We start from the raw sequence: 22875 nt of genomic DNA, 5'->3' as shown, positions 1-22875 counted from the left end.
ACAAGTAGGAGATGCAATCCCCATGACAGACGCACTCAAGCGCCTCTCCGATGAAGGCGTCGCGATCTGGCTGGACGACCTGTCGCGCCAGCGCATCACGTCCGGCAACCTCGCCGAGCTGATCGACCAGCAGCACGTCGTCGGCGTCACCACCAACCCGTCGATCTTCCAGAAGGCGATCTCGGACGGCCACGGCTACGACCAGCAGGTCGCCGATCTGGCCGCCCGCAAGGTCACCGTCGAGGAAGCCATCCGCATGATCACGACGGCGGACGTCCGGGACGCCGCCGACATCCTGCGGCCGGTCTTCGACGCCACCGACGGCCAGGACGGCCGGGTCTCCATCGAGGTCGACCCGCGCCTGGCCCACCACACCACGCCCACCGTCGCCGAGGCGAAGCAGCTCGCGTGGCTGGTGGACCGGCCCAACACCCTCATCAAGATCCCGGCCACCAAGGCGGGTCTGCCGGCGATCACCGAGGTGATCGCCAAGGGCATCAGCGTCAACGTCACGCTGATCTTCTCGCTGGAGCGCTACCGCGAGGTGATGGACGCCTACCTGACGGGTCTGGAGAAGGCGAAGGCCGCCGGCCTGGACCTCTCCAAGATCCACTCGGTGGCGTCGTTCTTCGTCTCCCGCGTCGACTCCGAGATCGACAAGCGGCTCGACGCCCTCGGCACCGACGAGGCCAAGGCCCTCAAGGGCAAGGCGGCGCTCGCCAACGCCCGGCTGGCCTACGAGGCGTACGAGGAGGTCTTCTCCTCGGAGCGCTGGGCCGCCCTCGACAAGGCGCAGGCCAACAAGCAGCGTCCGCTGTGGGCCTCGACCGGCGTCAAGGACCCGGCGTACAAGGACACCCTCTACGTCGACGAGCTGGTCGCCCCGGGCACGGTCAACACCATGCCGGAGGCCACCCTCCAGGCGACCGGTGACCACGGCGAGATCACCGGCGACACCGTCCGCGGGACCTACGAGCAGGCCCGTGCGGACCTCGCCGCCGTCGCGAAGCTCGGGATCTCGTACGACGAGGTCGTGCAGCTCCTGGAGGACGAGGGCGTGGAGAAGTTCGAGGCTTCCTGGAACGACCTGCTCAAGTCCACCGAGGCGGAGCTCAAGCGCCTCGCTCCTTCGGAGGGCTGACACCTTGACCGCAGTTCATGGAGCGAACCCGCTTCGTGACGCCGCGGACCGACGGCTCCCGCGTATCGCGGGGCCGTCGGGCCTGGTCATCTTCGGCGTCACGGGCGATTTGTCGCGTAAAAAGCTGATGCCGGCGGTTTACGACCTCGCCAACCGCGGTCTGCTCCCGCCCGGCTTCTCCCTCATCGGCTTCGCCCGCCGCGAATGGCAGGACGAGGACTTCGCGCAGGTGGTGCACGACGCCGTCAAGCAGCACTCGCGTACGCCGTTCCGCGAGGAGGTCTGGCAGCAGCTCATCCAGGGGATGCGCTTCGTCCAGGGCAACTTCGACGACGACGCCGCGTTCGAGACGCTGAAGGCGACGATCGAGGAGCTGGACAAGGAGCAGGGCACCGGCGGCAACTTCGCCTTCTACCTGTCCGTGCCGCCCAAGTTCTTCCCCACGGTCGTCAAGCAGCTCAAGAACCACGGGCTCGCCGACCAGAAGGACGGCTGGCGGCGCGCCGTCATCGAGAAGCCCTTCGGCCACGACCTCAAGAGCGCCCAGGAGCTGAACCAGGTCGTCCACGAGGTCTTCCCGCCCGAGGCGGTCTTCCGCATCGACCACTACCTCGGCAAGGAGACCGTCCAGAACATCCTGGCGCTCCGCTTCGCCAACACGATGTTCGAGCCGCTGTGGAACCGCTCGTTCGTCGACCACGTGCAGATCACCATGGCCGAGGACATCGGCATCGGTGGCCGGGCCGGTTACTACGACGGCATCGGCGCGGCGCGTGACGTCATCCAGAACCACCTGCTCCAGTTGCTCGCGCTGACCGCGATGGAGGAGCCGTCCTCCTTCGACGCGGACGCGCTGGTCGCGGAGAAGACCAAGGTGCTGGGCGCCGTACGGCTCCCCGCCGACCTCGGCAAGGAGACGGTGCGCGCCCAGTACACCGCGGGGTGGCAGGGCGGTGAACAGGCCGTCGGCTACCTCCAGGAAGACGGTATCGACCCCAAGTCGAAGACCGACACCTACGCCGCGATCAAGCTGGAGGTGGACAACCGCCGCTGGGCGGGCGTCCCCTTCTACCTGCGCACCGGCAAGCGGCTGGGCCGCCGCGTCACCGAGATCGCACTGGTCTTCCAGCGGGCGCCGCACTCCCCCTTCGACCACACCGCGACGGAGGAGCTGGGCCAGAACGCCCTGGTCATCCGGGTGCAGCCGGACGAGGGCGTGACCGTGCGCTTCGGCTCGAAGGTCCCCGGCACCTCCATGGAGGTGCGGGACGTCTCCATGGACTTCGCGTACGGCGAGTCGTTCACGGAGTCGAGCCCCGAGGCGTACGAGCGGCTCATCCTCGACGTGCTGCTGGGCGACGCCAACCTCTTCCCGCGGCTGGAGGAGGTCGAGCAGTCCTGGCGGATCCTCGACCCGATCGAGGAGTACTGGGACCGCCACGGCAAGCCGGCGCAGTACCCGGCCGGCACCTGGGGGCCCACCGAGGCGGACGAAATGCTCGCACGAGACGGACGGAGCTGGCGTCGCCCATGAAGATCGACCTGACGGAAACCACGGCCAGCAAGATCAACAAGGCGCTGGTGCAGGGCCGCCGCGCCGTCGGCACGCCCGCCGTCGGCATGGTGCTCACCCTCGTCATCGTCACCGACGAGGAGAACGCCTACGACGCCCTGAAGGCGGCCAACGAGGCGTCCCGCGAGCACCCCTCGCGGACCCTGGTCGTCATCAAGCGGGTCAGCCGGACCCCGCGCGACCGGGCCAAGGCCCGGCTGGACGCCGAGGTCCGGGTCGGCGCGGACGCCGGTACGGGCGAGACGGTCGTGCTGCGGCTGTACGGCGAGGCGATCGACCACGCCCAGTCCGTGGTGCTGCCGCTGCTGCTGCCGGACGCGCCCGTCGTCGTCTGGTGGGCGGTCAACGGCCCGCTGGACCCGGCCAAGGACCCGCTCGGCGCGCTCGCCCAGCGCCGCGTCACCGACGCCTACGCCTCCGAGCAGCCCATCCAGGAACTGACCGACCGCGCCGCCACGTACACCCCCGGCGACACGGACCTGTCCTGGAGCCGGATCACGCCGTGGCGTTCGATGCTGGCCGCGGCGCTGGATCAGATGCCGTGCCGGATCACCTCCGCCGTGGTGGAGGGCGAGGAGTTCAACCCCAGTTGCGAGCTGCTGGGCATGTGGCTCGCCAGCCGGCTGGACGTCCCCGTCGAGCGCACCGTCTCGTCCGGCCCCGGCCTGACCGCGGTACGGCTGGAGACGGACGGCGGGCCGATCGTGCTGGACCGGGCGGACGGTTCGCTGGCCACCTTGTCGATGCAGGGCCAGCCCGACCGGGCGGTGGCGCTCAAGCGGCGGGAGACCTCCGAGCTGCTCGCCGAGGAGCTGCGCCGGCTCGACCCGGACGACACCTTCGCCGCCGCGCTGAAGTACGGCGTGGAGCGGCTGGGCGAGGCGGCCCGGACCGCCGCGCCCAAGGCCGCCGCCGAGGACGGCCAGGAGGCGGCGAAGCCCGCGCCGAAGAAGGCCGCGGCGAAGAAGGCGGCCGCCAAGTGAGCGCACCGCAGGTCGTCGTCCACCGCGACAAGGAGCTGATGGCCCAGGCCGCGGCCGCCCGGCTGATCACGAAGATCGTGGACGCCCAGGCCGCCCGGGGCTCCGCCTCCGTCGTGCTGACCGGCGGGCGCAACGGCAACGGGCTGCTCGCGGCCCTCGCCGGGGCGCCCGCCCGGGACGCCGTGGACTGGTCCCGCCTCGACCTGTGGTGGGGCGACGAGCGGTTCCTGCCGGACGGCGACCCGGAGCGCAACGAGACACAGGCCCGCACGGCGCTGCTCGACTCCGTCCCGCTCGATCCGGCGCGGGTCCACGCCATGGCCCCGGCCGGCGGCCCGTACGGCAACGACGTGGACGCCGCGGCCGAGGCGTACGCCGCCGAACTGGCCGCCGCGGCGGGCCCGGAGGACCACGGCCCGGTGCCGTCGTTCGACGTCCTGCTGCTGGGCGTCGGCCCGGACACCCATGTCGCCTCCCTCTTCCCGGAGCTGCCGGGGGTGCGGGAGACCGAACGCACGGTGGTCGGGGTGCGCGGCGCGCCGAAGCCGCCACCCACCCGCGTCTCGCTGACGCTGCCCGCGATCCGCGCGGCGCGGGAGGTGTGGCTGCTGGCCGCCGGTGAGGACAAGGCGCAGGCCACGGCCATGGCACTGTCCGGTGCCGGGGAGATCCAGGCCCCGGCCGCCGGTGCCCGGGGCCGCAGCCGCACCCTGTGGCTGCTGGACGAGGCGGCGGCCGCCCGGCTGCCGCGCGACCTCTACCCGCCGGCCTCCGCCTGACACACGGCGAAAAGGGCTCCCGCACCGGCCTGGTGCGGGAGCCCTTTCGTCATACGGGCGCGCGGGCCGCCCGTGGGATCACCGGCCGCGCAGCTCGCGGTACGTGGTGACCAGAGCGGCCGTCGAGGCGTCCAGGCCCGGCACCTCGGCGCCCTCGGTGAGCGCCGGCTCGACCCGCTTGGCGAGGACCTTGCCCAGCTCCACGCCCCACTGGTCGAAGGAGTCGATGTTCCACACCGCGCCCTGGACGAACACCTTGTGCTCGTAGAGGGCGATCAACTGGCCCAGGACGGACGGGGAGAGTTCGGCGGCGAGGATCGTGGTGGTGGGGTGGTTGCCGCGGAACGTCCTGTGCGGCACCAGCTCCTCGGCGACGCCCTCGGCGCGCACCTCGTCCGGCGTCTTGCCGAAGGCCAGTGCCTGGCCCTGGGCGAAGAGGTTGGCCATCAGCAGATCGTGCTGGGCGGCGAGACGGGGCTCCAGGTCCGCCACCGGCCGCGCGAAGCCGATGAGGTCCGCCGGGATCATCTTCGTGCCCTGGTGGAGCAACTGGTAGTAGGCGTGCTGACCGTTGGTGCCGGGCGTGCCCCAGACCACCGGGCCGGTCTGCCAGCGCACCGGACGGCCCTCGCGGTCCACCGACTTGCCGTTGGACTCCATGTCGAGCTGCTGGAGATAGGCGGTGAACTTCGACAGATAGTGGCTGTACGGCAGGACGGCGTGCGACTGCGCGTCGAAGAAGTTGCCGTACCAGATGCCGAGCAGGCCCAGCAGCAGCGGCGCGTTCTCCTCGGCGGGGGCGGTACGGAAGTGCTCGTCGACGAGGTGGAACCCGGCCAGCATCTCCCGGAAGTGCTCCGGACCGATGGCGATCATCAGCGACAGACCGATCGCCGAGTCGTAGGAGTAGCGGCCGCCGACCCAGTCCCAGAACTCGAACATGTTGGCCGTGTCGATACCGAACGCGGCGACCTTCTCGGCGTTGGTGGAGAGCGCCACGAAGTGCTTGGCGACGGCCTTCTCGTCGGCGCCCAGCCCGTCGAGCAGCCAGGCGCGCGCCGAGGTGGCGTTGGTCAGCGTCTCGATGGTGGTGAAGGTCTTCGAGGCGATGACGAACAGCGTCTCGGCCGGATCCAGATCGCGCAGCGCCTCGTGCAGATCGGCACCGTCGACGTTGGAGACGAAGCGGAACTGCATGTCCCGGTGGGTGTAGGCGCGCAGCGCCTCGTACGCCATGGCGGGACCCAGGTCGGAACCGCCGATGCCGATGTTGACGACCGTCTTGATACGGCGTCCGGTGTGGCCCGTCCAGTCGCCTGAGCGGACCCGGTCGGCGAAGGTCGCCATCTTGGTGAGGACGGCGTGGACGGCGGGGACGACGTTCTGCCCGTCGGTCTCGATCACCGCGGAGCCGGGGGCGCGCAGCGCGGTGTGCAGCACCGAACGGCCCTCGGTGACGTTGATCTTCCCGCCGCGGAACATGGCGTCCCGCAGTTCGCTCACGCCCGTCGCCGCCGCCAGCTCCCTCAGCAGCAGCAGCGTCTCGTCGGTGATCAGATGCTTGGAGTAGTCGATGTGCAGGTCACCCACCTGAAGGGTGTAGCGCCCGGCGCGCTCCGGCTCCTGGGCGAACAGATCACGCAACTGGGGATCGCCCAACTGCGCGCGGTGCGCGCCCAGCGCCGTCCACTCAGGCATCTGATCGAGCCTGCTGCGGCCTTCTGCGTTCATCTCGGACATCAGCCTTCTTCGTCTCGTACCGGCCCCGCCGTCCTCCAATTTAGTTGATCAGGGCGCGATATGAGGGGTCTGTCCGCTGTCGGCACACGGGTGGCCGGACGGCGCCGCACACCGCTCCGCGGGGCACCCGGAACGCCAACGGCCCGGCCGGAGAGGGGTGTTCCCTCTCCGGCCGGGCCGTTCGTACAGGCGATGCGGCGTCAGATCTCGCCGCGGAGTTTGGCCAGTGCCTCGGCGAGGATCGCCTCACCGTCCGCGTCGCTGCGGCGCTCGCGCACATACGCGAGGTGGGTCTTGTACGGCTCGGTGCGCGGCGGGTCCGGCGGGCTGTCCCGGTCCTTGCCCGCCGGGAAACCGCAGCGCTGGCAGTCCCAGGTGTCGGGAACCTGCGCGTCGCCGGCGAAGCTGGGCTGCGTCTCGTGCCCGTTGGCGCACCAGAAGGAGATCCGGGTACGCGGCGCGGATTCGCCCCGCTCGGCCTCCCCCATCGGCCCCGCCCCGACCCGGCTTCCTCGGATCGCGTTGCCACTTGCCACGGTCGTAACTCCCTGCGTAATGGTGCTGCACAGCATCGCGCGGCAGCTGCGCTGCGGGCGCTCCGGTCTCTGAAAGGCCCAACGCGCGCCCCGCGACGGGAGTTACCGCCCGCGACAGGACGCCGCCCTCATGATAGGCCGCGTCCCCGACACCGTGTCAGCTACCGAGCTTCATCAGGACACCGAGCACGACGATGCAGGCGAACCACAGGAGACCCACGACGACCGTGATGCGGTCGAGGTTCCGCTCGGCGACGGAGGAGCCGCCGACGGAGGACTGCATACCGCCACCGAACATGTCGGACAGGCCGCCGCCCTTCCCCTTGTGCATGAGCACCAGCATCATCATCAGCAGGCTGAAGACGATGAGGGCGATCGAGAACCCGATGACCACGGCTGGACCAACTCTCTAGGACTGCGGACGGTAGGGATGACGCCGGTGCGGGCCGCGCGGCACACGGCGGCGACATCGTGCGGGGCCGGACCGCGCGCTGAGCGCCGGACCGGCCCCGACAGGGTACGACGGGCCGGGCCCGTCGTCATAGCTGCTACTGGTCGCGGAAGCGGACGATCTTCACGAACTCGTCCGCGTCCAGCGCCGCGCCGCCGACCAGGGCACCGTCGACGTCGGGCTGCGCCATGATCGCGGCGACGTTGCCGGACTTGACGGAACCGCCGTACTGGATGCGGACCTTGTCCGCCAGCTCCTGGCTGTACAGCTCGGCGAGGCGGCCGCGGATCGCCCCGCAGACCTCCTGCGCGTCCTCGGGCGTGGCGACCTCGCCGGTGCCGATGGCCCAGACGGGCTCGTAGGCGATCACGATGGTCCCGGCCTGCTCGGCGGGGACGTCCTTGAGGGCGCCGTCGACCTGGGCGAGGGTGTGCGCGACCTGGTTTCCGGCCTTGCGGACGTCCAGGCCCTCACCGACGCAGAGGATCGGGGTGAGGCCGTGCTTGTAGGCGGCCTTGACCTTGGCGTTGCAGATCTCCTCGTTCTCGCCGTGGTACTGGCGGCGCTCGCTGTGGCCGATCGCCACGTACGTGCACTTCAGCTTGGCGAGCATGGCGCCGGAGATCTCACCGGTGTAGGCGCCGGAGTCCTGCGCGGAGATGTCCTGGGCGCCGTACTTGATCTTCAGCTTGTCGCCGTCGACCAGGGTCTGCACCGAGCGGAGGTCGGTGAAGGGCGGCAGGACCGCGACCTCGACGGCGTCGTAGTCCTTGTCGGTGAGCGCGAAGGCGAGCTTCTGGACGTGGGCGATGGCCTCCAGGTGGTTGAGGTTCATCTTCCAGTTGCCCGCCATCAGCGGGGTACGAGCAGTCACGGTGGTTCAGTCCTCCAGAGCGGCGAGGCCGGGGAGCGTCTTGCCTTCGAGGTATTCGAGGCTGGCGCCGCCGCCGGTCGAAATGTGGCCAAAAGCATTCTCGTCGAAGCCGAGCTGACGGACCGCGGCGGCGCTGTCACCACCGCCGACGACCGTGAAGGCGGACGAGTCCAGCAGTCCCTGCGCGACGGCCTTGGTGCCGCCCGCGTAATCGGGGTGTTCGAAGACGCCCATCGGGCCGTTCCAGAAGATGGTGGCCGCGTCGGCGAGCTTCGCGGCGTACAGCTCGCGGGTGCGGGGGCCGATATCCAGGCCCTCCTTGTCCGCCGGAATGGCGTCCGCGGCGACGGTGTCCGGGTTGGCCGGGGCCTTCGTCTTCAGGTCCGGGAAGTCCGCGGAGACCAGCACGTCGACGGGGAGCACGAACTCCACGCCCTTCTCCTCGGCCCGCTTCAGGTAGCCCTGGACGGCCGGGATCTGGTCCTTCTGGAGCAGCGAGATACCGACCTCGTGGCCCTGGGCGGCGAGGAAGGTGTATGCCATGCCGCCGCCGATGAGGATGCGGTCGGCGCGCTCCAGCAGGTGGTCGATGACGCCGAGCTTGTCGGAGACCTTCGCGCCGCCGAGTACCACGGCGTAGGGGCGCTTGACGTTCTCGGTGAGGCGCTTGAGGACGGCGACCTCGGTGGCGATCAGGTCGCCGGCGGCGTGCGGGAGGCGCGCGGGGAGGTCGTAGACGGAGGCGTGCTTGCGGTGCACGGCTCCGAAGCCGTCGCCGACGTAGAGGTCCGCCAGCTCGGCCAGCCGGTCGGCGAAGGCGCCGCGCTCGGCGTCGTCCTTGCTGGTCTCGCCGGGGTTGAAGCGCAGGTTCTCCAGCACGGCGACCTCGCCGTCGCCCAGGGAGGCGACGGTGGCGCGGGCGGAGTCGCCGACCGTGTCGGTGGCGAAGGCGACGTCGCGGCCCAGCAGCTCGCCGAGCCGGGCGGCGGCGGGGGCCAACGAGAACGCCGGGTCCGGGGCGCCCTTGGGGCGGCCCAGGTGGGAGGCGACGATGACCTTGGCGCCGTTCTGGGCGAGCTTGGCGATCGTCGGCTGGACGGCGCGGATACGGCCGTCGTCGGTGATGGTCGCGCCGTCGAGCGGCACGTTCAGGTCGGCGCGGACGAACACCCGCTTGCCCCCGACCCCGTCGGCGATGAGTTCGTCGATCGTCTTCATTGAGGAATGACTCCGTTGCATCAGATCAGCCATGGCTCGGGGCTCGTACGACGCGTCGTCGCGTCGTACGAGCCCCGACCGTACATCTCGGTGCGTGGGCGCCCGTGGCACGGGGCACCCGCCGGCCTCAGCCGGTGGAGATCAGAGCTGACCGCCGACGAAGGAGGTCAGGTCCACCAGGCGGTTGGAGTAGCCCCACTCGTTGTCGTACCAGCCGATGACCTTGACGCTCTTGCCCTGGACCATGGTCAGGGAGGAGTCGAAGGTGCAGGACGCCGGCCAGTTGACGATGTCCGAGGAGACGATCGCGTCCTCGGTGTACTCCAGGATGCCCTTGAGCTGGCCCTCGGACGCCTTCTGGAAGGCGGCGTTGACCTCGTCCTTGGTGACCTCGCGCTCCAGCTCGATGACGAGGTCGGTGACGGAGCCGGTGGGGACCGGCACGCGCATGGCGATGCCGTCCAGCTTGCCGGCGAGCTCCGGGATCACCAGCGCGGTGGCCTTCGCGGCACCGGTGGTGGTGGGGATGATGTTCTCCGCCGCGGCGCGGGCACGGCGCAGGTCCTTGTGCGGGAAGTCGAGGATGCGCTGGTCGTTGGTGTAGGCGTGGACCGTCGTCATCATGCCCTTGACGATGCCGAAGTTCTCCAGGAGGACCTTGGCCATCGGCGCCACGCAGTTGGTGGTGCAGGAGGCGTTGGAGATGACGTCGTGCTTCGACGCGTCGTACTTGTCCTGGTTGACGCCCATGACGATGGTGATGTCCTCGTCCTTGGCGGGCGCGGAGATCAGGACCTTCTTGGCGCCGGCGGCGAGGTGCTTGGCGGCGTCGGCACGCTTGGTGAAGATGCCGGTGGACTCGACGACGATGTCGGCGCCCAGCTCGGCCCACGGGAGGTTGGCGGGGTCGCGCTCCGCCATGGTCTTGAACGTCATGTTGCCGACGGTGATCGTGTCGTCGGTGTGGCTGACGTCCTGCTTGAGGCGGCCCAGGATGGTGTCGTACTTCAGCAGGTGGACCAGGGTGGCGTTGTCGGTCAGGTCGTTGACACCGACGATCTCGATGTCCGCACCCTGCTCCAGGAGCGCGCGGAAGTAGTTGCGACCAATGCGGCCGAATCCGTTGATGCCTACGCGGATCGTCACGAAACCGATCTCCTCGTTGGTGCGCCGGCAGCGATACCGGCGAGCTGTATGGGATGTCCCCGACCGACTTCGACCCTACCCCCATTGCGAGACATACGTGACATTGACATCGGCCGCCACCGCACACTCACCACCGGAGACGCAAAGCCCCCGGCATCACCTCGGACACCGGGGGCAAACCGCCTCTGACCTGCGATGGAGCAGGTTTTCACGCATGCTGTGACGGGGTCAGCCGACCATTCCGTCGGCCAGCTCCTCGGTGAGATTCGACTCGGTGCCGGGGATGCCGAGGTCCTGCGCGCGCTTGTCGGCCATCGCCAGCAGACGGCGGATCCGGCCGGCCACCGCGTCCTTGGTGAGCGGCGGATCGGCGAGGGCGCCCAGCTCCTCCAGGGACGCCTGCTTGTGCTCCATCCGCAGCCGCCCGGCCGCCGCGAGGTGCTCGGGGACCTCCTCGCCCAGGATCTCCAGGGCCCGCTGGACCCGGGCTCCGGCGGCGACCGCGGCGCGGGCCGAGCGGCGGAGGTTGGCGTCGTCGAAGTTGGCGAGGCGGTTGGCGGTGGCCCGCACCTCGCGGCGCATCCGGCGCTCCTCCCAGGCCAGCACCGACTCATGGGCGCCGAGCCGGGTCAGCAGGGCGCCGATCGCGTCGCCGTCCCGGACCACGACGCGGTCCACCCCGCGGACCTCGCGCGCCTTGGCGCCGATGCCCAGCCGCCGCGCCGCGCCGACCAGCGCCAGCGCCGCCTCGGGGCCGGGGCAGGTGACCTCCAGCGACGAGGAGCGGCCCGGCTCGGTCAGCGAACCGTGGGCGAGGAAGGCCCCGCGCCAGGCCGCCTCGGCGTCGCAGGTCGCCCCGGACACCACCTGCGGGGGCAGGCCGCGGATCGGGCGGCCGCGGCCGTCGACCAGTCCGGTCTGACGGGCGAGCTGATCACCGCCCGCCACCACCCGGACGACGTACCGGCTGCCGCGCCGCAACCCGCCAGGGGCCATCACCACCAGGTCGGAGGAGTGCCCGAAGATCTCCAGGATGTCCTTGCGGAGCCGGCGGGCCGCGATGCCCGTGTCCAGCTCCGCCTCGATCACGATGCGCCCGCTCACCAGGTGCAGACCGCCCGCGAACCGCAGGATCGACGAGACCTCCGACTTCCGGCAGCAGGTCCGGGTGACGGGGAGCCGGGAGATTTCATCCTTCACCGCTGCCGTCATCGCCATGGGCCGATCCTTCCATGCATCCGAAAAATACGGTCGTACGCGGCGGCCAGCAGCTCGGGGTCGTGCCGGTCGGGGGCGCCGCCCGGCGACCGGGCGGCGTCGCCCCGGGCGGCGACCGCCGCCAGCTCGACCTCGCTGCCGACGAGCTGCTTGGCGGCAGTCGTCAGACCCTCGATGTCGGGCACGGCGTCCCGGTCGGCCAGCACCACGTCGAAGGCGAGTTTAGGGGCGTGTCGGGCCAAAACCTCCAAATGACGCTGCGGGGAGAAGCCATCGGTTTCGCCGGGTTGCGGCGCGAGGTTGAGCGAGAGGACCTTGCGCGCCTTGGTCTCCTCCAGCGCCTCGCGCAGTTGCGGCACCAGCAGATGCGGGATGACGGAGGAGAACCACGAGCCGGGGCCCAGCACCACCCAGTCGGCGTCGCGCACCGCGGCGACCGCCTCCGGGACGGCCGGCGGCGCCTCGGGGACGACATGGACGGACTGCACCTCACCGCGGGTGAGCGCGACGGTGGCCTGGCCGCGGACGGTCGTGACCTCCTCGGGCCGCGCCGCGTCGTGCCCGCGGACCTGGGCCTGGAGCTCCAGCGGGACCGCCGACATGGGCAGCACCCGGCCGTGCGCGCCGAGCAGCTTGCCGACCAGGTCGAGCGCCTGGACGTGGTCGCCCAACTGTTCCCACAGCGCGACGATGAGGAGGTTGCCGACCGCGTGGTCGTGCAGCTCACCGCCGCTCTGGAAGCGGTGCTGGATGACGCGCGCCCAGGTCTGGCCCCAGTCGTCGTCGCCGCACAGGGCGGCCAGCGCCTTGCGCAGATCGCCCGGGGGCAGCACGCCCAGCTCGTCACGGAGGCGACCGCTGGAGCCGCCGTCGTCGGCGACGGTGACGACGGCGGTCAGATCGCCGGTGATCCGGCGGAGCGCGGTCAGCGACGCGGAGAGTCCCATGCCGCCGCCGAGCGCCACCACCTTGGGTGTCCCCTTGTGCGGGCGGGCGCCGGGGACCAGCTTGCGGACGCGGCGCAGCCGCAGGGCACGGCCGGTCACTCGCGCCCCATGTCGCGGTGGACGGTGACGGTTTCCACCCCTTCGCCCACGAGGCGGCGGGCGAGCTTCTCGGACATCGCCACGGAGCGGTGCTTGCCGCCCGTACAGCCGACGGCGATGGTGACGTAGCGCTTGCCCTCGCGGCGGTAGCCCTCGGCGACGATGCGGAGCAGGTCGGCGTAGCCGTCGAGGAACTCCTTGGTGCCGGGCTGGTCGAAGACGTAGTCGGAGACCTCTTCGCTCAGGCCGGTGAAGGGGCGCAGTTCGGGGACCCAGTGCGGGTTGGGGATGAAGCGGCAGTCGATGACCATGTCCGCGTCGACCGGCAGGCCGTACTTGAAACCGAAGGACATGACCGTGGCCCGCAGCTCGGGGACCTCCTCGCCGGCGAACTGGGCGTCCATCTTGGCGCGCAGCTCGTGGACGTTGAGGCTGGAGGTGTCGATCACGAGGTCGGCGTCGCCGCGCAGCTCGCGCAGCAGGTCACGCTCGGCGGCGATGCCGTCGACGATCCGGCCGTCGCCCTGGAGGGGGTGCGGGCGGCGGACCGATTCGAAGCGGCGGACCAGTGCCTCGTCGGAGGATTCCAGGAACACGATGCGGCGCTTGACGTTCTGGGCGTCGAGCGTGGCGAGGGATTCCTTGAGGTTGTCGAAGAAGCGGCGGCCGCGGACGTCGACGACGACGGCGATCTTGGCGACGTTCCCCTGGGAGCGGGCGCCGAGGTCGACCATCGGGGGGATCAGCTCGGGCGGAATGTTGTCGACGACGAACCAGCCGAGGTCCTCCAGGCATTTGGCCGCGGTGGAGCGGCCGGCGCCGGACATACCGGAGATGATCACCAGTTCGGGGATGGCGGCGCTCTCCCCCTGGTCGGACTCGCGCATCGTGCCCGTACTCACCTGTGCACCGTCTTTCTCGGATGTCGCGGTTTCGTGCGTGTTGTGCGGTGTGCTCATCAATCCCGCCCCCGTTCCGATGACAACGTGGCCGGGGCGGCCCCGTCATCCTCAATGATCTCTCCTGTGGCGGTGTTCACCGCGGGCCCGGCGGGTGTCGCACCGGCCAGTGAGGCGAGGACCGACTCGGCGGTCTTGCGGCCGACGCCGGGGACCTCGCACAGCTCCTCGACCGTGGCCGCCCGGAGCTTCTTGAGCGAGCCGAAGTGCTTGAGCAGCGCCTGGCGGCGGCTCTCGCCCAGCCCGGCCACGGCGTCCAGCGGTGAGGACTTCAGCCGCTTGCCGCGCTTGGTGCGCTGGTAGCGGATGGCGAAGCGGTGGGCTTCGTCGCGGACGCGCTGGAGGAGGTAGAGGCCCTCGCTGGAGCGCGGCAGGACGACCGGATCGTCCTCCTCCGGCAGCCAGACCTCCTCCAGCCGCTTGGCCAGACCGCAGACGGCGACATCGTCGATGCCCAGCTCGTCCAGGGCGCGGCGGGCGGCGGCGACCTGGGGGGCGCCGCCGTCGACGACGACGAGCTGCGGCGGGTAGGCGAACCGCTTGGGGCGGCCCTCCTCGTCCGTGGGGCGGCCGGCCATCGGGTCCGGCTCCCCGGACGCCGCCTCGGCGCGGTCGGCGGCACCGGCCTCGCCGTTGCCCTCCTCGGGAGCGGCGGGCTCCTCCGTCCACTCCCCCGACCTCTGCTTCTCCTGGAGGTAGCGCCGGAAGCGGCGGCCGATGACCTCGTGCATCGAGCGGACGTCGTCCTGGCCCTCGAAGCCCTTGATCTGGAAGCGGCGGTACTCGCTCTTGCGGGCGAGACCGTCCTCGAAGACCACCATGGACGCGACGACGTCGTCGCCCTGGAGGTGGGAGATGTCGAAGCACTCGATACGCAGCGGCACCGCGTCCAGCCCGAGGGCCTCGGCAATCTCCTCCAGGGCGCGGGAGCGGGTGGTCAGGTCGGAGGCGCGCTTGGTCTTGTGGAGCGCGAGGGCCTGCTGGGCGTTGCGGCCGACGGTGGCCATCAGGTCCTTCTTGTCGCCGCGCTGCGGGATGCGCAGCGAGACCTGGGAGCCGCGGCGCTCGGAGAGCCACTGCTGAACGGGCTCGACGGGCTCGGGCAGCGCCGGGACCAGCACCTCCTTGGGGACCGCGTCGCCGCGCTCCTCGCCGTAGAGCTGCTGGAGGGCGTGCTCGACGAGACCGGCGGTGGTGACGGCCTCGACCTTGTCGGTGACCCAGCCGCGCTGGCCGCGGACCCGGCCGCCGCGGACGTGGAAGATCTGGACGGCGGCCTCCAGCTCGTCCTCGGCGACGGCGATGAGGTCGGCGTCGGTGGCGTCGGCGAGGACCACGGCGCTCTTCTCCATGGCCCGCTTGAGCGCCCCTATGTCGTCCCGCAGACGGGCGGCGCGCTCGTACTCCATCTCCTCGGCGGCCTCCTGCATGGCGCGCTCCAGGCGGCGGAGGTAGGCGCCGGTGCGGCCGGCCATGAAGTCGCAGAAGTCCTCGGCGAGTTCGCGGTGCTCCTCGGGGGAGACGCGGCCCACACAGGGCGCCGCGCACTTGCCGATGTAGCCGAGCAGGCAGGGGCGGCCGATCTGCGCGGAGCGTTTGAAGACGCCCGCGGAGCAGGTGCGGACGGGGAAGACGCGGAGCATCAGATCGACGGTCTCGCGGATGGCCCAGGCGTGGGCGTAGGGGCCGAAGTAGCGGACGCCCTTCTTCTTGGCGCCGCGCATCACCTGGACGCGGGGGAACTCCTCGCCCAGGGTGACCGCGAGGTACGGATAGCTCTTGTCGTCGCGGTACTTGACGTTGAAACGCGGGTCGAATTCCTTGATCCAACTGTATTCGAGCTGGAGCGCCTCGACCTCGGTGGAGACGACGGTCCACTCCACGGAGGCGGCGGTGGTGACCATCGTGCGGGTGCGGGGGTGGAGGCCGGCCAGGTCCTGGAAGTAGTTGGCCAGGCGCTGGCGCAGGCTCTTGGCCTTGCCGACGTAGATGACCCTGCCGTGCTCGTCGCGGAATTTGTAGACCCCCGGCGAGTCGGGGATCTGTCCCGGCTTGGGTCGGTAGCTGCTGGGGTCTGCCATGACCACCACCCTACTGACCGCCACTGACAATCCGCGGGCCCGTGCGGGGCGGGGGCGGGACCGCGGCGGCGGGTCCGGGGAGGGCGGCGCGCGGGGGGGGCACGGCCCGGGGATGTTGCCGGGCCGTCCGCCTCCCCGCGGCGGGCGGGGCGCCCCGCCCGCCGCGGGGAGGCGGACGGACGGGGCGCCCGGTCAGCGGCGGCGCAGGCGGCGTACCGCGGTGGCGCCGGTCAGGCCCAGGGCGACCAGGGCGGCGGCGCCCGCGACGGCCGAGGCGGCGGTCACCGGGACGGTGTCACCGGCCGCGGCGGCGGTCCGCTCCCGGGCGCCGGTCCGCGGCGCGGGGTGCTCCGCCGCGGCGGGGGCGCCGTAGCCGCCGGCCTCGCCGCGCCGGTCGTAGGCGGAGCCGGGGAGCTTGTCGCCGTAGGCGGCGGCGACCCGGCGCTGGTAGGCGGCGACCGTGGTGCCCCGGTCGCCGATGGCCTCGCGCGCCTCGGCGCCGAGCGGCCGGATGCGGTCGCCCTGCTGGACGTACCAGGCGTTGATCTGCGGTTCGTGGAAGACGGTGCCCCCGGCGGCGAGGCGGGATCCGGCCGCGGCGGCGCGGGTCTCGTCGTCCCCGGTGGCGATGTTGACGACCTTCCAGGAGCCGCCGCGCCGGACCGTCCACACCGAGGCGGTGCGGCCGTCGGAGGCGACGGCTCCGGTGGCGAGGAAGTCCAGCCGGGCCACGGGGGCGCCGGGCGTACGGCGGACGAAGTCGGGCGACAGCGTGTAGACCGGAACGGTGCGGTCCCCGACGCGCGGGGCGGCCTTCGCCGCGGTCAGGGAGCCGTCGTGGGCGAAGAACTGCGCGAGGGTGGCGACCGTGGCGGGGGCGGCGGCGGCCTCGTGCGCGGCGGTGACGCTCGCCCGGGACGGCGCCGCGGGCGGCGCGGGCACGGCGGCCCAGGAGGTCTGGGCGGCGAAGCCGCAGAGCAGGGTGGCGAGGGCGCCGGCGGCCGCGGCCCTGAGGGCGGTGCGCTGCGTCATGGCCTCAGGCTCCTATCCGGTAGAGGGAGTGGGTCCAGGAGAAGTCGCTGCCGTTGACGTAGTAGCCGTAATCGCCCCAGTTGTAGCGGTTGTTGGAGGGCCAGGGGTCGCCCCAGCGCACCCAGTTGCGGTCGGCGTCGTACCCGTAGAGGACGTGCATGTGACCGCCGCCGGAGGCCCACTGGATGCGGGTCTCGACGGGGCGCCGGGCATCGATCTCGCCGCGGACGGTGGCGTAGTTGAGGTAGCCGCTGACGTACGAGCCGGGGTTGAGGCCCATCCAGTCGAAGGCGTTCTGGACGTTGCCCAAGGTGGCCTGGTCGTTGGGGCAGTCGGTGTTCTGAGGGCGCCCGAAAGCGGCGTTGCAGAACTGGTTCTGGCTGTAGTTCCTGCCGAACCAGGCGGCGATGGTGCTGCCGGAGCCGGCCCAGCACCAGTTGCTGTTCTCCTGGGCCTGCATGGCGATGTCCAGGCTGTTCGCGGCGGCGCGCGGGGCGGCCCGGTGCGCCGTGGCGGACGCGGTGGACGAACGGGGCGCGGCGGGCGCCGCGGTGGCGGAGGCGGCGGGCAAGGCGGTGAGGGCGACGGCGGCGAGCGCGGCGGCCGGCAGCCGTCTGCGGCGTACGGTGCGGGGACGGGACATGGCGTTCCTCCCGAACGGGGCGGTGGGGTGTGGAGGAGCGCATCCGGATGCTGCGAAGGAGCATCGGGTGTTGTCGCAGGCAGGTCAACACGCTTCAATGCGGGGTGACATGGGGGTGTGGACGGACGGGCCCGGGTGTGAACGGCCGGTGCCCGGCGTACCGCAGTGAATTCGCGGTCAGGGCGCGCGCCGTGCGATCCGGTAGTGAACGTTCACCCGCGCGCCGGAGGTTGAGAGATGGCACGGAACACTCCCGAGACGGCCGAGCTGGCGCAACTGCTGCGGACCGGCCCCTTCCACCTGGCCCTGCGCAGCGCGCTGAGCGTCCGCGGTCTGGCGCTCAACCGGGTGCAGCACAAACTCGCGCAGCGCGGCATCAAGGTGGGCGTGACGAGCCTGAGCTACTGGCAGCAGGGCGCCCGGCGCCCGCAGCGTCCCGAGTCGCTGCGGGCGGTGCGCGCCCTGGAGGAGGTGCTGGAGCTGCCCGAGCGGTCACTGCACCGGCTGCTGGTCCCGGAGGGCGGCGCCCGGGACGGCGACCGCCCGTCGGCGCGCTCGTACCGCGCGCTGGTGGAGCCCGCCGACGCGCTCCAGCAGCTCTTCGCCGAGCTGGAGACCCCCGCCGACGACGGGCTGCACACCGTGGGCCACCACGAGCGGGTCCGCATCGGCCCCCGGCGGGAGCTGGGCGAACGCGAATCGCTCCAGGTGGTCCGGGCGCACCGGGACGGTGTGGACCGCTATGTGGCCATCCACCGCGGTGACGTGGGCTGCGATCCGTCCCGGGTCACGGTCCGGGCGGCGGAGAACTGCCGTCTGGGACGGGTACGCGGCGACGCCGAGGCCGGGGTGGTGGTCGCGGAGCTGCTGTTCGACACCCGGCTGCGCGCCGGCGACACCCACGTCTTCGGCTACGCCTTCGAGGACGGCACCGGCGGCCCCAGCGCCGAGTACTTCCGCGGCTTCCGCTTCGCCGGCGGACAGTACGTCCTCCAGGTGCGCTTCGACGAGACGGCGCTCCCGGTACGGTGCCGCCGCTTCACCCGCTCCTCGGCCGGCGCCCCGCCCGCCGGCCGCCAGGAGCTGACACTGAGCGGCCGCCACCGCGCCGTCCACCTGGTGGAACAGGGCGTACGGCCCGGGATCGTGGGGATCGCGTGGGACTGGGGGTGAGCGGCCGGACGGCGCCCCGAGCGGCGGCGTGCCCGGCGCCGGGGACGGTCCGCGCCGGGGCGTGAGCGGCCGGTCCGCGCGCCCCGGCGAAGGGGGCGCACACTGCTGATCGGTGCGCCCCGCCTCACAGACATGAGCCACCGGACGGGCGCCCAGGAGCGCGCCTGCCGGGCGCCCCGTCTCAGCCCACGATCAGCTTGCCGCCCTTGTTCCTGACCGGGATCTCCGGCAGCGGCTCGGTGGCCGGGCCCTGGAGGACCTGACCGGTGGTGACGTCGAAGCGGCTGCCGTGGCAGGAGCAGTCGCCCTCCTCCTTGGTCACCTGGGAGAGCACGCAGCCGGCGTGGGTGCACTTGGCGCTGAAGCATTTGAACGTGCCCTCGGAGGGCTGCGAGACGACCAGCCGGTTCTCGCGGTAGAGCTTGGCGCCGCCCACCGGGACGTCGGCGGCGTCTCCCAGCGCGATCGCCTTGTCGGGCATGCCGTTGTCCTTCTGCGCACCGCCGGAGCACGCCGCCACCCCGAAGCCCGCGGCGCCCACCAGCGCGGCGCCACGCAGGACGGTTCGGCGGGCGGGTGGCTGGCTCATGGCTGCTCCAGAGGTGTCACGGGGTCGGCGTCTACCGGTTCCCGACCCTACCGGCACCCCCTCGGCGCCTCCCGTCCGGCCGTGCCGGGCCGGCGTGGGACGTCCGTGGGCGGAGGGCCGGGAGTTCCGGTCCGGCCGTGTCAGGCGGGCGTCAGGTGGATCTTCCGGCAGGTGCCCGAGCGGAAGCGGCGTACCGCCTCGGCGGCGTCGTCGAGCGGCAGCACATCGCTGACCAGCGGGTCGAGGTCCAGTCCGGCCGCCAGCACGTCGATCGCGGGCCCGAAGCTGTGGTGCACCGCCATCGAACCGAGGATGTCGATCTCGTGGTGGTAGACGCGGTACGGCGAGAACGACGCCGTACGGGCCGGATCGGCGACGCCGAACTGGAGGAACGTCCCGCCGCGCCGGACCCGTCCGAGACCGTCCTCGATGGCCGCGACGACCCCGGTGGCGTCGATCACCACCTCGAAACCGGGCGCCCGCCCCAGGGCGCTCGCGTCGGTCACCGCCGCGTCCACGCCGAACGACTCGGCGAAGGCCAGCCGGTCCGCGTTGAGGTCGACCACCGATACCGAGGCGGCGCCGGCGGTCCGGACGAGCGCGGCCATCATCAGGCCCATCGTCCCGGCGCCGTAGATCAGGTAGTGCTCCCCGGGGCGGCGGGGCAGCCGGTTGAGGCCGTGCACCGCGCAGGAGAGCGGTTCGACGAGCCCGGCGGCGGCCGCCGAGAGCCCGTCGGGCAGTGCGTACGCGCAGCTCGCGGGCGCCGCGACCAGTTCGGCGAAGCCACCGTTCCGGGTGACGCCGACGGCGCGGTAGTCGGCGCAGAGGTTGCCGCGGCCGATCCGGCAGTAATGGCAGGTGCCACACGGCATGTTGGGATCCACCGCGACCCGGGTGCCGACGGCCGGGGCGGTCACCCCCTCACCCAACTCGACGACCTCGCCGGTCAGTTCGTGCCCGGGGATCAACGGGTAGCGCGCGGCGGGCAGTTCACCGTCCAGCAGATGCATGTCCGTACCGCACAGTCCGCAGGACGCGACGCGCACCAGCACCTCACCTGGCCCCGGACGGGGATCGGGCACCTCGGTGACGGCGATGCCGTCGGGGGTGCCCGGTTCGGTGACCACAAGAGCGCGCATCGGCGCCTCCTCACGACGTCGTGCGGGTTCGATGCCGGGAAGGTAGCCCGCGCGTAAACGCTTACGCAAGCGTTTACGCGCCAGTGCGGGGACCGCTACGGTGGGCGGGTGCACCGCCCCGACCCCCGCACCCATGCCCGGTTCCCGCGCCGTACGCCGCCCGCGGCGGCGGACGGCCGGAGCCTTCCCGGCCACGCACCCGGGCCCGTACGGGGCGGGCCCGTACGGGGCGCCCGGTGCCCGGCCGCGCGCCCCCGCGGTGCCGGAACCGCCGCGGCACCCGGCCACGGCGCCGCACGTTCGGAAGGAAGAGCCGGATGACGACGATGGCCGACGTGGCACGGCACGCGGGGGTCTCCGTCGCCACGGTGTCGCACGTCCTCAACGGGACCCGTCCGGTGCGTGACACCACCCGCGCCGCAGTGCTCCGCGCCATCGACGAACTCGGCTACACCCCCAACACGCTGGCCCGTTCGCTGGTGACCGCCCGGACCCGCTCGATCGGGCTGGCGGTCTCCCCGATCAGCAATCCGTACTTCACCGAGATCCTCCAGGGCGTCGAGGCGAGCGCGCTGGAGGCGGGGTACGGCCTGCTGCTCGCCGATCCGCACGACGACCCCGTCCACGAGCGGAAGGTCGTCCAGTTGCTGCACGAGCGGCGGGTGGACGGCGTGATCGTCGCGCCGTCCGCCGAGCCGTCGGAGATGGTCGGCTATCTGACCCGCCGGTCCGTGCCCGCCGTCTTCCTGGACCGGCTGGCCGGCGACGCCCACGATCAGGTGTGCGCCGACAACACCGCGCCCATGCGGCAACTCGTCGAACACCTCGCCGACCTGGGGCGCACCCGTATCGGGCTGATCGCCGGGCTGCCGGGGCTGAGCACCACCACCGAACGCGTCGCCGGATACCGCGCGGGGCTCCGCTCGCGCGGGCTGCCGAACGACCCGGCGCTGCTGGCCGGCGGCAACTCCGAGGCGGCGGGCGCCGAGGCCGCCACCCATCAGGTGCTGGCCGCCGCCCACCCGCCGACCGCCCTGGTCACCGCCAACAACGCGATGACCATCGGCGCGCTGCGCGCCCTGGGCACCCGTGGACTACGGGTGCCGCACGACGTGGCGCTGGCCTGCTTCGACGATTTCTCCTGGGCCGATCTGTTCACGCCCCGGCTGACCGCCGTCGCCCAGCCCGGCAAGGAGATCGGGGCGGCGGCGGTCCGGCTGCTGCTGGACCGGCTGGCCGACCCCGGGCGGGCGCCGCGCACCCTGCGGCTGCCGTGCACGCTGGCACACCGCACCTCGTGCGGCTGCCCCGAACCCCCTGACGGCGCCGTCACCACCCCCCGGCCGGGCACGGCGCCACCGACCGCCCCGGCCACCGACGGAAGGAAGTCCGCCCCGTGATCGTTGTCGCCGGTGAGGCACTGATCGACCTCGTCCCCGCGCCGCGCGGCGGCTCTCCCGAGGAGGAACTGCCCGCCCTGCTGCCCCGGCGCGGGGGCGGACCGTACAACACCGCCATCGCCCTGGGCCGCCTCGGCTCCGCGGTCGCCTTCTGCTCGCGGCTCTCCCGGGACACCTTCGGGACCGCGCTCCTCGACGGTCTGCACGCGGCCGGGGTGGAGGCCACGCTGGTGCAGCGGGGGGACGAGCCGACCACGCTGGCCGTGGCGGACATCTCCCCCGGCGGTTCGGCGGGCTACGGCTTCTACGCCGACGGTACCGCCGACCGCCTGTTCACCGTGCCGGAGGCGCTGCCCGACGCGGTGCGCGCGCTCTCCTTCGGCACCTGTTCGCTGGTGCTGGAGCCGGGCGCGACGGCGTACGAGACGCTGCTGCGGCGCGAGGCCGGACGCGGGCTCTTCACCGCGCTGGACCCGAACGTCCGGCCCGCCCTGATCCCCGATCCGGCGGCCTACCGTGCCCGGTTCCGCTCCTGGCTCCCCTACGTGACGCTGCTGAAGCTGTCGGAGGAGGACGCCCGGTGGCTCGCGGGGGCGGAGGAGAGCTGTGGGGCGGGGGACGGTGACGGTTCCGTGGTGGAGTCCGCGGTCCGGGAGTGGCTGGCCGCCGGGCCCGCCGCGGTGGTGCTGACCCGTGGCGGCGACGGGCTGACGGTGTGGACCGAGGGCGGCTCCGCGGTGTCGGTGCCCGCGGTGCGGGGCCCGGTGGTGGACACCATCGGCGCGGGGGACACCGTCAACGCGGCGCTGCTCCACCGGCTCCATGGCCACGACGCGCTCTCCCGCGCGGCTCTGACCACGCTCGGCACCGACGACTGGCGCGACATCCTGACCTTCGCGGCGCGCGCGGCCGCCCTCACCTGCGCCCGCGCGGGCGCCGAGCCGCCGTGGGCCTCGGAACTGACGCGGTAACGCACCGGGGATCGGGCCGCGTTGCGGCCGTGAGGTGCGCCGGGCCGGGGGTGCTTGGGGCTGTGGATTTCCGGGGCCGCGGGTGCCTGGGGCCGCGGGTGCCCGGGGCCAGGGGTGCCCGGGGCCGGGGGCGGCATGCGGGTTTCCTGTGGTGCTCGGGGCTGTGTGCGGCCCTCGGTT

General features: G+C 72.2%; 21 protein-coding genes. 7 read left to right on the top strand and 14 right to left on the bottom strand.

The window, feature by feature from the left end; all coding sequences use genetic code 11:
* Nucleotides 1-22 precede the first annotated feature (22 nt).
* From tal to pgl, 4 genes are read left to right on the top strand one after another with little or no spacing between them, the layout of a single operon-like run.
* Nucleotides 23-1141, top strand: coding sequence for a transaldolase (tal, locus tag ACGH2B_RS22290; protein WP_399092671.1), 1119 nt, complete (start codon nt 23-25; stop codon nt 1139-1141).
* 4 nt (nt 1142-1145) lie between these two features.
* A complete protein-coding gene (gene zwf / locus ACGH2B_RS22285; RefSeq protein WP_399092667.1) occupies nt 1146-2675 on the top strand; it encodes a glucose-6-phosphate dehydrogenase in 1530 nt (509 codons plus the stop codon).
* On the top strand, nt 2672-3697 hold the full coding sequence (gene opcA, locus ACGH2B_RS22280) for a glucose-6-phosphate dehydrogenase assembly protein OpcA (RefSeq protein WP_399092664.1): 1026 nt from the start codon (nt 2672-2674) through the stop codon (nt 3695-3697). The genes zwf and opcA overlap by 4 nt, the downstream gene beginning before the upstream one ends.
* A complete protein-coding gene (gene pgl / locus ACGH2B_RS22275) occupies nt 3694-4476 on the top strand; it encodes a 6-phosphogluconolactonase (RefSeq protein WP_399092661.1) in 783 nt (260 codons plus the stop codon). The genes opcA and pgl overlap by 4 nt, the downstream gene beginning before the upstream one ends.
* Before the next feature lie 78 nt (nt 4477-4554).
* On the opposite strand, the gene pgi is transcribed toward pgl, so the two are convergent.
* From pgi to ACGH2B_RS22215, 12 genes are all read right to left on the bottom strand, one after another.
* The gene (gene pgi / locus ACGH2B_RS22270) at nt 4555-6207 is read right to left on the bottom strand and encodes a glucose-6-phosphate isomerase (RefSeq protein ID WP_399097219.1); all 1653 of its coding nucleotides are present in this window, start codon (nt 6205-6207) and stop codon (nt 4555-4557) included.
* Nucleotides 6208-6416: 209 nt separating this feature from the next.
* Complete coding sequence (locus ACGH2B_RS22265; protein WP_078653942.1) at nt 6417-6752, bottom strand: RNA polymerase-binding protein RbpA; 336 nt, start codon at nt 6750-6752, stop codon at nt 6417-6419.
* Between the two features lie 157 nt (nt 6753-6909).
* The gene (gene secG / locus ACGH2B_RS22260) at nt 6910-7146 is read right to left on the bottom strand and encodes a preprotein translocase subunit SecG (protein ID WP_399092657.1); all 237 of its coding nucleotides are present in this window, start codon (nt 7144-7146) and stop codon (nt 6910-6912) included.
* 154 nt (nt 7147-7300) lie between these two features.
* Nucleotides 7301-8077: a triose-phosphate isomerase gene (gene tpiA / locus ACGH2B_RS22255; protein WP_399092654.1), complete on the bottom strand. Its 777-nt coding sequence runs from the start codon at nt 8075-8077 to the stop codon at nt 7301-7303.
* Nucleotides 8078-8083: 6 nt separating this feature from the next.
* Nucleotides 8084-9295, bottom strand: a complete 1212-nt coding sequence (locus tag ACGH2B_RS22250) for a phosphoglycerate kinase (protein ID WP_399092651.1) — start codon at nt 9293-9295, stop codon at nt 8084-8086.
* A gap of 141 nt (nt 9296-9436) precedes the next feature.
* A complete protein-coding gene (gene gap / locus ACGH2B_RS22245) occupies nt 9437-10441 on the bottom strand; it encodes a type I glyceraldehyde-3-phosphate dehydrogenase (RefSeq protein WP_399092648.1) in 1005 nt (334 codons plus the stop codon).
* Nucleotides 10442-10669: 228 nt separating this feature from the next.
* On the bottom strand, nt 10670-11659 hold the full coding sequence (gene whiA / locus ACGH2B_RS22240; RefSeq protein ID WP_030282946.1) for a DNA-binding protein WhiA: 990 nt from the start codon (nt 11657-11659) through the stop codon (nt 10670-10672).
* Nucleotides 11650-12705, bottom strand: coding sequence for a uridine diphosphate-N-acetylglucosamine-binding protein YvcK (gene yvcK, locus ACGH2B_RS22235; protein WP_399092645.1), 1056 nt, complete (start codon nt 12703-12705; stop codon nt 11650-11652). Before yvcK ends, whiA begins: the two co-directional genes overlap by 10 nt.
* Entirely contained in the window at nt 12702-13592 is an 891-nt protein-coding gene (gene rapZ, locus ACGH2B_RS22230) for an RNase adapter RapZ (RefSeq protein WP_143939888.1), read from the bottom strand. Before rapZ ends, yvcK begins: the two co-directional genes overlap by 4 nt.
* 71 nt (nt 13593-13663) lie before the next feature.
* Nucleotides 13664-15745 carry an excinuclease ABC subunit UvrC gene (uvrC, locus tag ACGH2B_RS22225; RefSeq protein ID WP_399092642.1) on the bottom strand — a complete coding sequence of 694 codons (2082 nt, stop codon included), beginning with the start codon at nt 15743-15745 and terminating at the stop codon, nt 13664-13666.
* Between the two features lie 192 nt (nt 15746-15937).
* The gene (locus ACGH2B_RS22220; protein WP_399092639.1) at nt 15938-16777 is read right to left on the bottom strand and encodes a hypothetical protein; all 840 of its coding nucleotides are present in this window, start codon (nt 16775-16777) and stop codon (nt 15938-15940) included.
* A 4-nt stretch (nt 16778-16781) separates the two neighbouring features.
* Nucleotides 16782-17420 carry a papain-like cysteine protease family protein gene (locus ACGH2B_RS22215; RefSeq protein ID WP_399092636.1) on the bottom strand — a complete coding sequence of 213 codons (639 nt, stop codon included), beginning with the start codon at nt 17418-17420 and terminating at the stop codon, nt 16782-16784.
* Between the two features lie 237 nt (nt 17421-17657).
* On the opposite strand from ACGH2B_RS22215, the gene ACGH2B_RS22210 reads away from it, so the two are divergent.
* Nucleotides 17658-18593 carry a hypothetical protein gene (locus ACGH2B_RS22210; protein WP_399092632.1) on the top strand — a complete coding sequence of 312 codons (936 nt, stop codon included), beginning with the start codon at nt 17658-17660 and terminating at the stop codon, nt 18591-18593.
* A 181-nt stretch (nt 18594-18774) separates the two neighbouring features.
* On the opposite strand, the gene ACGH2B_RS22205 is transcribed toward ACGH2B_RS22210, so the two are convergent.
* Nucleotides 18775-19182, bottom strand: coding sequence for a Rieske (2Fe-2S) protein (locus tag ACGH2B_RS22205; RefSeq protein ID WP_399092629.1), 408 nt, complete (start codon nt 19180-19182; stop codon nt 18775-18777).
* A 140-nt stretch (nt 19183-19322) separates the two neighbouring features.
* Entirely contained in the window at nt 19323-20324 is a 1002-nt protein-coding gene (locus ACGH2B_RS22200; protein ID WP_399092626.1) for a zinc-dependent alcohol dehydrogenase family protein, read from the bottom strand.
* A gap of 317 nt (nt 20325-20641) precedes the next feature.
* Here ACGH2B_RS22200 and ACGH2B_RS22195 point away from each other — a divergent pair, with 317 nt between their 5' ends.
* Nucleotides 20642-21724 carry a LacI family DNA-binding transcriptional regulator gene (locus tag ACGH2B_RS22195; protein WP_399092623.1) on the top strand — a complete coding sequence of 361 codons (1083 nt, stop codon included), beginning with the start codon at nt 20642-20644 and terminating at the stop codon, nt 21722-21724.
* Complete coding sequence (locus ACGH2B_RS22190; RefSeq protein ID WP_399092620.1) at nt 21721-22695, top strand: carbohydrate kinase; 975 nt, start codon at nt 21721-21723, stop codon at nt 22693-22695. Before ACGH2B_RS22195 ends, ACGH2B_RS22190 begins: the two co-directional genes overlap by 4 nt.
* Nucleotides 22696-22875 lie beyond the last annotated feature (180 nt).

The organism is Streptomyces sp. BBFR2, assembly GCF_044497305.1.
Lineage (GTDB): Bacteria > Actinomycetota > Actinomycetes > Streptomycetales > Streptomycetaceae > Streptomyces.
Note: the sequence above shows the minus strand (reverse complement) of the source record. Positions and strands in the feature narration are given on the sequence as shown.

Bases quoted from the DNA above. Each gene is read 5' to 3' on its own strand.
- rapZ (WP_143939888.1), bottom strand. From the start codon at position 13,592: ATGCGCGAGTCCGACCAGGGGGAGAGCGCCGCCATCCCCGAACTGGTG.
- ACGH2B_RS22195 (WP_399092623.1), top strand. From the start codon at position 20,642: ATGACGACGATGGCCGACGTGGCACGGCACGCGGGGGTCTCCGTCGCC.
- tal (WP_399092671.1), top strand. From the start codon at position 23: ATGACAGACGCACTCAAGCGCCTCTCCGATGAAGGCGTCGCGATCTGG.
- ACGH2B_RS22250 (WP_399092651.1), bottom strand. From the start codon at position 9,295: ATGAAGACGATCGACGAACTCATCGCCGACGGGGTCGGGGGCAAGCGG.
- pgi (WP_399097219.1), bottom strand. From the start codon at position 6,207: ATGAACGCAGAAGGCCGCAGCAGGCTCGATCAGATGCCTGAGTGGACG.
- ACGH2B_RS22215 (WP_399092636.1), bottom strand. From the start codon at position 17,420: ATGTCCCGTCCCCGCACCGTACGCCGCAGACGGCTGCCGGCCGCCGCG.
- uvrC (WP_399092642.1), bottom strand. From the start codon at position 15,745: ATGGCAGACCCCAGCAGCTACCGACCCAAGCCGGGACAGATCCCCGAC.
- opcA (WP_399092664.1), top strand. From the start codon at position 2,672: ATGAAGATCGACCTGACGGAAACCACGGCCAGCAAGATCAACAAGGCG.
- whiA (WP_030282946.1), bottom strand. From the start codon at position 11,659: ATGGCGATGACGGCAGCGGTGAAGGATGAAATCTCCCGGCTCCCCGTC.
- ACGH2B_RS22220 (WP_399092639.1), bottom strand. From the start codon at position 16,777: ATGACGCAGCGCACCGCCCTCAGGGCCGCGGCCGCCGGCGCCCTCGCC.
- ACGH2B_RS22210 (WP_399092632.1), top strand. From the start codon at position 17,658: ATGGCACGGAACACTCCCGAGACGGCCGAGCTGGCGCAACTGCTGCGG.
- ACGH2B_RS22200 (WP_399092626.1), bottom strand. From the start codon at position 20,324: ATGCGCGCTCTTGTGGTCACCGAACCGGGCACCCCCGACGGCATCGCC.
- ACGH2B_RS22205 (WP_399092629.1), bottom strand. From the start codon at position 19,182: ATGAGCCAGCCACCCGCCCGCCGAACCGTCCTGCGTGGCGCCGCGCTG.